Here is a 7,941-nt window from a genome sequence, read left to right as displayed (position 1 = left end):
GCTCCGTCGACCGCACCGTCTACGACACCGCCATGGCCGACCAACTCGACACCGCCGTCGAACAACACGGCAAGGGCGACCTCGCCGCACTCCTGGCAGGCGGCGACACCTGGACGGTGCGGAACCAATCCTTTCCACTTTGAATTCCCCTGTAATGCTCCTGAAATTGCCCGCCATTCCCTGTAGTTGATTGACGTATTTCTGTCGTCGCATTCATTGACGGTGCGGGGTCCGGAGAAAGAGGATTTCCGGCGACCGGCTGACAGGGCACGGAATGCGGAGGGGAATTATGGGCGGTGGTCCGCGGAATCTTCCCCGCGCGTACTGGTGGATCTGGACCGGTCTGCTGATCAACTGGCTCGGCGCGTTCACCGGGCCGATCCTCGTCCTCTCCCTCACCCAGGCCCGCGGCTACTCCGTGTCCTCCGCGGGCTTCGTGGTCTCGCTGCTCGGCGCCGGGGCGATCGCGGGGTCCGCGGTCGGCGGCGTGCTCGCCGACCGGATCGGGCGCCGCCCGACGATGTTCGCCGGGCACTGCGCCACCGCGCTGAGCATGGTCGTGCTCGGCACCGGTACCGCCCCGGCGGTGGTGAGCGCGGCCGCGTTCGGGGCGGGGTTCGGCGCCGCCGCGGTCCGGCCGGCCGCCTCCGCGTCGATCGCCGACGTGGTCGCCGCCGCCGACCGGCCCCGCGCCTTCGCCTACAACTACTGGGCCGTCAACACCGGCACCGCGGTCTCCGCCGTGCTCGCCGGGCTGCTGGTCGAGCACGGCTACACCGCGCTGTTCCTCGCCGACGCGGCGACCACCCTGCTGTGCGGCGCGCTCGTCCTGGTCAAGGTCCCCGAGACCCGCCCGGCCCGAACCGCCCCGGCGTCCACGGCGTCCACGGCGTCCCCGGCGGGGGAGGGGCACGGCGCGGATGCGCACCCCTCGCTGCCGCTGCGCAAGGACCTCCGCTTCCTGTGCTTCGTCCTGTGCACCCTGATCTTCGCCGCCGTGTACGAGCAGCGGTCGGCGGCGCTGCCCGTCGTCGTCACCGCACACGGGCACACCCCCGCGGTCTTCGCCCTGCTGATGGCGCTGAACGCCCTGCTCATCGCGGTCTTCCAACTGCCCGTCAGCAGCCTGGCCGGCAAGGGCCCGCGCGCCCTGGTGCTGCTCGCCGGCGCCGTCCTGGCGGGCGTCGGCTTCGGCCTGACCGGCCTGGCCCGGGGCACCCTGGCGTACGCGGCCACGGTGGTCGTCTGGACGGCCGGCGAGATGCTCTTCGCGCCGATGGCGGGCGCCGTCGCCGCCGGGCTGGCCCCCGTCCACCAACGAGGCCGCTACCAGGGCGTGTACGCCGGCGCCTGGTCGGCCGCCGCCTTCGTCGGACCGGCCGGCGGCACCTGGCTGCTCGCGCACGCCGGCCCGGGTGCGCTGTGGACCGGGTGCGTGCTGGCGGGCGGCGCGGTCGGCGCCGGATGCGCCCTGCTCCTGCGCGCCGCGGACGGAACGCGGCCGCGACCCGAGAACTTCCCCGCGCGGTCCGCCGCACGGGGAGGCACCACCGAAAAAGGCACGTCAAGCACGACCGAATCCCTTACGGACAACACCGTCGAGAGGAACCCGACATGAGCCACATCGCGCCCAACACCTGCGTGTCCGCGTTCGCCCCGAACACCTGCGCCCCGGCCTTCGCGCCGAACACGTGCGCCCCGGCGTTCGCGCCCAACACCTGCGTGTCCGCCTTCGCGCCGAACACCTGCGCCCCGGCGTTCGCGCCGAACACGTGCGCCCCGGCGTTCGCGCCCAACACCTGTGTCTCCGCTTTCGCCCCGAACACCTGTGCTCCGGCCTTCGCGCCCAACACCTGTGCTCCGGCGTTCGCGCCGACCAACTGCGTCCCGGCCTACGCCGCGTAAGCGGAATGCAGACCAGCGCTCCCTCGAAGCCCGGCCCGGACGGTGTCGACCGTCCGGCGCCGGGCTCCGGCCCCCGGCCCGCCCCGCTGTCCGCCTTCGTCACCGGGACGCAGACCTTCACCGGGTACGGCGGCACCCCACCCCGCCTCCACCTGGCCGTCTCCGAGCTGCGGGACGTCACCGACCGGCTGCCCTGGCACGCCGAACGGCACTCCTTCGGCACCTCCTGGACCGACCCGGAACAGGCCCGGCGCTCCGCGGAGGGCGAGGCCGTCGAACGCCACTGCGGCGCCTGCCCGCCCGCACACCCGGTGTACGGCACCCATGAGCAGCTGACCCGGCGCGGACTGCGGGCGCTCGACCCGCGCAGCCTGGCGCTGCACTCCGACCGCCAGTACGCCACGCCCGGCTTCCCGTTCCAGCCCTTCCGGACCGACTCGCCCGCGCACTGGGTGGAGGGCCGCAGCGCCGTCGACGGCGAGCCCGTCCTCGTGCCCGCCTTCCTCGTGTACACCGCGTGGCCGCACATGCCGCACCCGCACCCCGAGCCGTACTACTCCTTCCCCGTGATCGGCGGCATCGCCGCGGGTCCCACCGCGGACTTCGCCCTGATGTCCGGGCTGGAGGAGATCATCGAGCGGGACGCCGTCGCCGTGTGGTGGGCCAATGCCGTACCGCTGCCCGCGCTGCCCCCGACGGACCGGCTGCGCGCCCTCGGCGAGGGCGCCGAGGACACCTTCGAGATGCGGCTCGTCCGCGTCGACAACGAGTTCGGCCTGCCGGTCATCGCCGCCGGGGTGCGCAGCACCGCCGAGGGCTGGCTCACCTACGGCTGCGCCGCCCGCGCCGACGAGGAGGAGGCCGCGGCCAAGGCGCTCGCCGAGGCGCACACCCTCCAGATCACCTCCCGGGTGCTGGCCGACCCCGCGACCCGGATGGACACCCCGGGACGGCCGTCACCGCTCAAGCCCTGGCGGCAGGACCGCCGTTACCTGGACGACTACCGGCCGGACTGGTCGGACGTGGTCGAGCAGATCTGCCAGCAGCAGCTCCACCTCGACCCGCGCGCCGCCGCCCGCTGCGCCCCCTGGGCCTGGGACCTGCCCGAGGGCGGCTGGACCGGCCGGCCGCAGCGCCTCTCGGCGGCCGAGCTGGTGGACCGGGTCGCCGCCGCGGGCCACGACGTCGTCACCGTGGACCTCACCACCCCGGAGGCGGCCGCCGCGGGCATGCACGTCCTGCGGGTCGTCGTACCGGGCACCGTCTCCGTCGCCCCCGCCGCCTATCTGCCGCTCGGCGGCAGACGCCTCCAGGACACGGCCGTCCGCCTGGGCTGGCGCACCATCCCGCTGCCCGAGGAGCACCTCAACACCTTCCCGCTGCCCCACTCCTGACGAACCGCTCCCTACTCCCGCGTCACCCGCACCCGGTAGTTGCCCTCCGCGTCGCCGCTGATCACCTGGACGGTGAGGCGATGCCGGGGGTCCCGGAAGGTCTCGCCGGGGGAGTAGGGGGCGTCGGAGAGTTCCGTGTGGACGTTCGGGCTGCGCGTGCAGCCGCCGCTCGCGGGGTGTGCGTCGGACACGGTGATCGGCCCCCGCCCGGTGTCCACGCCCGCGTCGACCCTGTAGACGAGGACCCCCGGCCGGCACACCACCTCGTCGTTGCCGCCCGGGGTCCGTACCTCCAGCGCGTAGACGCTGTGCCCGTCGACCGGCACGACCACCAGTTTCCCGCCGCCCGTCTTCCACACCGGTGTCAGCATGTAGTCCGTGCTGCCGGCCGTCACCGGGCATCCGACCTGCGCGGCGTCCAGCCATCCCAGCTTCCACTTGTGCCAGGCGAGCAGATCGTTGTCGGCCCCCCAGTCCTCGCTCATGATGTCCCAGTGCCCCACCGCGCTCCCGCCCTCCTGGGTGTACAGGTCGGGCAGCCCCAGGGTGTGGCTGTTCTCGTGCGGCAGCACCCGGAAGCCGGTGCGGGCGTAGGAACCGGAACCGTCGTCCTGGCGCGAGTAGACGAACGACGCGTTGGCGATGGGCACCCCGTCCGCGATCGGCGCGTCGGCGTTCCCGGCGAAGGTCACGGACAGCACGGTGTCCAGCGCGGACGGCCCGGCGTTCGGGGTGACCAGCACGTTCAGCAGGTCGTACGCGCGGAAGTCCACCGTCGGGTCGGCGGCGGCCACGATGTCCTGCACCAGCTGCCGGTAGCCGGGGTCGAAGGGCGCCCCGCGCTCTATGCCGTACGACCGGAACGTCCTCGGCATCCGCAGCCAGCCGGTGATCGGGGTCTCCGGGCGGTAGTCGAGGCGGCCGTACGACGCCGTGCGGAACCACTCCTGGGTCTGTGGGAAGAACTCGTGGAAGCGGTCCATCGCGCTGCCCGGTCCGGGCGCGTCGGGGAAGTCGACCATCAGGGTCAGGGCGTGCACCGTGCCGGTGGAGCGGGAGTAGCCGTGCGGGGTGGGGAGCCCCTCGGTCATCTGCACCTCCGGGCCGCTGCGGATCAGGCAGGGGGAGAGCGCGGAGGCGCGGGCCAGGCCGATGGGCCCGGCGGTGGTGGGCGCCGTGAGGTGTCCGGTGCCGGCCGAGGTGCTGACCGTCAGGGTCAGTGCGGTCACCACGGCGAGCGCGGCCACACGGCGCGGGCGTATACGGCTTCGCGCGCGGCCGCGGGACACCCCGGAGGGGCGCGGGCGCGGCCGGCGTATCCGGCACAGGCCCCCGCGCAGCCCCCGCCCGTGCGCGGCACGCGGCGAGGACAGCAGGGAAGAGAGAGGTGTACGGCGCGGTGCCGGCGGCTTCGGCTGCATGCATGGACCTCTCGCTCCACGGCAGCCGCCGGTCTCCGGCTGCACCCTTGCGATCACCCTGGGTCGCGGGGGCGGGGCACGCGCGCTGGAGGAGGCCGATCGTGGGAAAGCCGGTCCGCACGGGGGTGAATCCCGGCGCACCGCGCGTGTGACGCAGGACACGCGACTTCTTCGCGGGGGCGGGAAATAACCGGGGACTGTCTCCCCGTTTACCCCTCTGTCCGAGCGAAACGGGGACTGGCTCCCCGGATCGCCCCCCTCCGTCAGAGGAGTACGCCGTGTCGACCGCCACCGCCCCCGCCGCGCGCAAGGTGCCCCGGCCCCGCGCCGACGCCCTGCGCAACCGGGAGCGGATCGTCACCGCGGCCCGGGAGATGTTCGTCGAGCACGGCCCGGACGTGCCGTTCGACGAGATCGCCCGCCGGGCCGGCGTCGGCAACGCCACGGTGTACCGCAACTTCCCCGACCGCGACGCCCTCGTCCGCGAGGTCGTCTGCTCCGTGATGGACCGTACGGCCGAGGCGGCCGAGGCGGCCCTCGCGGAGACCGGGGACGCCTTCGCCGCCCTGGAGCACTTCGTGCACACCGCCGCCGACGAGCGGATCAGCGCGCTGTGTCCGATGATCTCCAGCACCTTCGACCAGCACCATCCCGACCTGGTGGCCGCCAGCGAGCGCGTCGAACGGCTCGTGGCGCAGATCATGGAGCGCGCCGCGGCGGCCGGGCAGCTACGGGCCGATGTGGGCGTCGGTGACCTGCTGATCGTCGTGGCCCAGCTGAGCCGGCCCCCGGCCGGCACGGACTGCGGGCGCGGCGACCGGTTCGTCCACCGTCATCTCCAGCTGTTCCTGGACGGCCTGCGGGCCCCCGCCCGTTCCGCCCTGCCGGGCGCCTCCGTGACCCTGGAGGAACTGCGCCTCCCCTGATCCGCGCCGGCTGACCCCCCGGCGGCCCTCCCTCCTCCCTTCACCTTCCTCCAGCCGATTTCTCGGCATTTTTCCCCTGATACCTCCCCGATCTTCCGCACGTCCCGTAGTCCCGAAGTGGATACCCCCATGCCTGAAACACCCCTCAAGGCGTCCGTCGCCGCCCCGCGGACCGGCGGCGACGCCAACCGCTGGAAGGCGCTCGTCTTCATCGCGCTCGCCCAGCTGATGGTCGTCCTCGACGCGACGATCGTGAACATCGCCCTCCCCTCCGCCCAGCACGACCTCGGCATCACCGACGGCAACCGGCAGTGGGTCGTCACCGCCTACGCCCTCGCCTTCGGCGGTCTGCTGCTCTTCGGCGGCCGTATCGCCGACAAGTGGGGCCGCAAGCGCGCCTTCCTCATCGGCCTGGCGGGCTTCGCCGCCGCCTCCGCGCTCGGCGGTGCCGCCACCACCGGCGCCATGATGTTCGGCGCCCGCGCCCTCCAGGGCGTCTTCGGTGCGCTGCTCGCCCCGGCCGCGCTGTCCCTGCTCGCCGTGATGTTCACCGACGCCAAGGAGCGGGCCAAGGCGTTCGGCATCTACGGCGCCATCGCGGGCGGCGGCGGTGCCGTCGGCCTGATCCTCGGCGGATTCCTCACCGAGTACCTGAACTGGCGCTGGACCTTCTTCGTGAACCTCCCGTTCGCCGCCGTCGCCGCGGCCGGCGCCTTCCTCGTGGTGCGCGAGCCGCAGGGCGGCCGCAACCGCTCCCCGCTCGACGTCCCCGGCGTGATCCTGTCCACGCTCGGCCTGGTCGCGCTGGTCTACGGCTTCACCCGGGCCGAGTCCGACGGCTGGGGCGACACCGTCACCGTCGCGATGTTCGTCGCGTCGGCGGTCCTGCTGGTCTCCTTCGCCGTCGTGGAGTCCCGGGTCAAGGCCCCGCTGCTGCCGCTGCGCGTGGTGACCGACCGCAACCGCGGCGGTATCTACCTCTCGCTGGGCCTCGCGATCATCGGCATGTTCGGCCTGTTCCTCTTCCTGACCTACTACCTCCAGGTCGTGAAGGGCTACTCGCCGGTCAAGACGGGCTTCGCCTTCCTGCCGATGGTGGCCGGCATGATCACCGGCTCGACCCAGATCGGCACCCGTCTGATGACCCGGGTCCCGGCCCGGCTGCTGATGGGCCCCGGCTTCCTCTCCGCGGGCCTCGGCATGCTGCTGCTGACCCAGCTGCGGATCGACTCCTCCTACGGCACCCTGCTGCTGCCCGCGATGCTGCTGCTCGGCCTCGGCATGGGTACGGCGTTCATGCCGGCCATGTCCCTGGCCACCCAGGGCGTCCAGCCCCGGGACGCCGGTGTCGCCTCCGCGATGGTCAACACCTCGCAGCAGGTGGGCGGCGCGATCGGCACCGCTCTGCTCAACACCATCGCCGCCTCCGCGACCACGTCGTACGTCAAGGGGCACATCGCCGGTGCCACCGCGAAGCCGCAGGCGGAGCTGGTGCGGCTCCAGGGCATGGTGCACGGCTACACCGCCGCGATCTGGTTCGCCGTCGGCATCCTGGGCCTCGCCGCCCTGATCGCCTTCACCTTCGTCAACGCCGGCCGCCCCGGCACCACCCCGGTGGCCTCCGGCGGCCCCGGCGAGTCCGGCGAGTCCCTCGAGGACGAGGTGCCGGTCCCGGTGCTGGCCCACTGAGGCCGGGAGACGTGACCTGGTTCTAGCGCAGCCAGGGCAGGTCCGCGCCCTCCCCGTCGGGCTGGAGGCCCTCGGCGACGATCTCCATGATCTCGCCGAGGGCCTTCTGCTGGTCCGGGCTCAGCCGGTCGAACAGGGCCTGCCGTACCGCGCCCACATGGCCGGGAGCGGTGCGCCGCAGCACCTCGGCGCCCTCGTCGGTGAGCACCGCGAACTGGCCGCGCTTGTCGGAGGGGCAGTCCTCGCGCCGTACCCAGCCGTTCTTCTCCAGCCGGGCGATGGCGTGCGACAGCCGGGACCGGGTGATCTTCGCCTTCATGGCCAGCTCGGTCATCCGCAGCCGCCGGCGCGGCGCCTCCGCGAGCCCGACGAGCAGGCCGTAGTAGATGTGCGGCATGCCCGCGTCGCGTTGCAGCTGCCGGTCGAGGTGGTCCTCCAGCAGGGTGGTGGCGTGCAGGTAGGCGCGCCAGACGCGCTGTTCCTCGGCGGTGAGCCAGCGGTGCGGTGCGGCGGAGTCCGGTGCCGTGTTCATGGGTCCACTCTACGAAATCCCTCCTTGAAACTTAAACAAGTCGGACATATGCTCGGACCTGAAGCTTGAGACTT

Annotated in this window: 7 protein-coding genes; 5 read left to right on the top strand and 2 right to left on the bottom strand. The window is 72.9% G+C overall.

The genetic code is table 11. The features are described from left to right. Positions 1 to 289 precede the first annotated feature (289 nt). From ACFVIU_RS24530 to ACFVIU_RS24520, 3 genes are read left to right on the top strand one after another with little or no spacing between them, the layout of a single operon-like run. Positions 290 to 1,618: an MDR family MFS transporter gene (locus ACFVIU_RS24530; protein WP_385845049.1), complete on the top strand. Its 1,329-nt coding sequence runs from the start codon at positions 290 to 292 to the stop codon at positions 1,616 to 1,618. Beyond that, entirely contained in the window at positions 1,615 to 1,905 is a 291-nt protein-coding gene (locus tag ACFVIU_RS24525) for a hypothetical protein (RefSeq protein WP_385845047.1), read from the top strand. The genes ACFVIU_RS24530 and ACFVIU_RS24525 overlap by 4 nt, the downstream gene beginning before the upstream one ends. Before the next feature lie 5 nt (positions 1,906 to 1,910). Beyond that, complete coding sequence (locus tag ACFVIU_RS24520) at positions 1,911 to 3,299, top strand: YcaO-like family protein (protein ID WP_385845046.1); 1,389 nt, start codon at positions 1,911 to 1,913, stop codon at positions 3,297 to 3,299. Between the two features lie 11 nt (positions 3,300 to 3,310). Here the strand turns inward: ACFVIU_RS24520 and ACFVIU_RS24515 are convergent, their stop codons facing one another. Further along, a complete protein-coding gene (locus ACFVIU_RS24515; RefSeq protein WP_385845044.1) occupies positions 3,311 to 4,546 on the bottom strand; it encodes a M6 family metalloprotease domain-containing protein in 1,236 nt (411 codons plus the stop codon). Between the two features lie 452 nt (positions 4,547 to 4,998). Between ACFVIU_RS24515 and ACFVIU_RS24510 the strand changes: the two genes are divergently transcribed. Both ACFVIU_RS24510 and ACFVIU_RS24505 read left to right on the top strand, forming a co-directional pair. Further along, positions 4,999 to 5,646 carry a TetR/AcrR family transcriptional regulator gene (locus ACFVIU_RS24510; RefSeq protein WP_385845042.1) on the top strand — a complete coding sequence of 216 codons (648 nt, stop codon included), beginning with the start codon at positions 4,999 to 5,001 and terminating at the stop codon, positions 5,644 to 5,646. Positions 5,647 to 5,775: 129 nt separating this feature from the next. Beyond that, the gene (locus tag ACFVIU_RS24505; RefSeq protein WP_385845041.1) at positions 5,776 to 7,335 is read left to right on the top strand and encodes an MFS transporter; all 1,560 of its coding nucleotides are present in this window, start codon (positions 5,776 to 5,778) and stop codon (positions 7,333 to 7,335) included. A gap of 22 nt (positions 7,336 to 7,357) precedes the next feature. Here the strand turns inward: ACFVIU_RS24505 and ACFVIU_RS24500 are convergent, their stop codons facing one another. Beyond that, positions 7,358 to 7,867: a MarR family winged helix-turn-helix transcriptional regulator gene (locus ACFVIU_RS24500; protein ID WP_385845039.1), complete on the bottom strand. Its 510-nt coding sequence runs from the start codon at positions 7,865 to 7,867 to the stop codon at positions 7,358 to 7,360. Between the last annotated feature and the right edge of the window lie 74 nt (positions 7,868 to 7,941).

The organism is Streptomyces sp. NPDC127190 (assembly GCF_042672505.1).
Lineage (GTDB): Bacteria > Actinomycetota > Actinomycetes > Streptomycetales > Streptomycetaceae > Streptomyces.
The sequence above is the reverse complement of the archived record's forward strand: the minus strand, read 5'-3'. Positions and strand labels throughout refer to the sequence as shown.

Excerpts from the sequence above, each read along its gene's own strand:
- ACFVIU_RS24525 (WP_385845047.1), top strand. The coding sequence starts at position 1,615 with ATGAGCCACATCGCGCCCAACACCTGCGTGTCCGCGTTCGCCCCGAAC.
- ACFVIU_RS24505 (WP_385845041.1), top strand. The coding sequence starts at position 5,776 with ATGCCTGAAACACCCCTCAAGGCGTCCGTCGCCGCCCCGCGGACCGGC.
- ACFVIU_RS24530 (WP_385845049.1), top strand. The coding sequence starts at position 290 with ATGGGCGGTGGTCCGCGGAATCTTCCCCGCGCGTACTGGTGGATCTGG.
- ACFVIU_RS24500 (WP_385845039.1), bottom strand. The coding sequence starts at position 7,867 with ATGAACACGGCACCGGACTCCGCCGCACCGCACCGCTGGCTCACCGCC.
- ACFVIU_RS24520 (WP_385845046.1), top strand. The coding sequence starts at position 1,911 with ATGCAGACCAGCGCTCCCTCGAAGCCCGGCCCGGACGGTGTCGACCGT.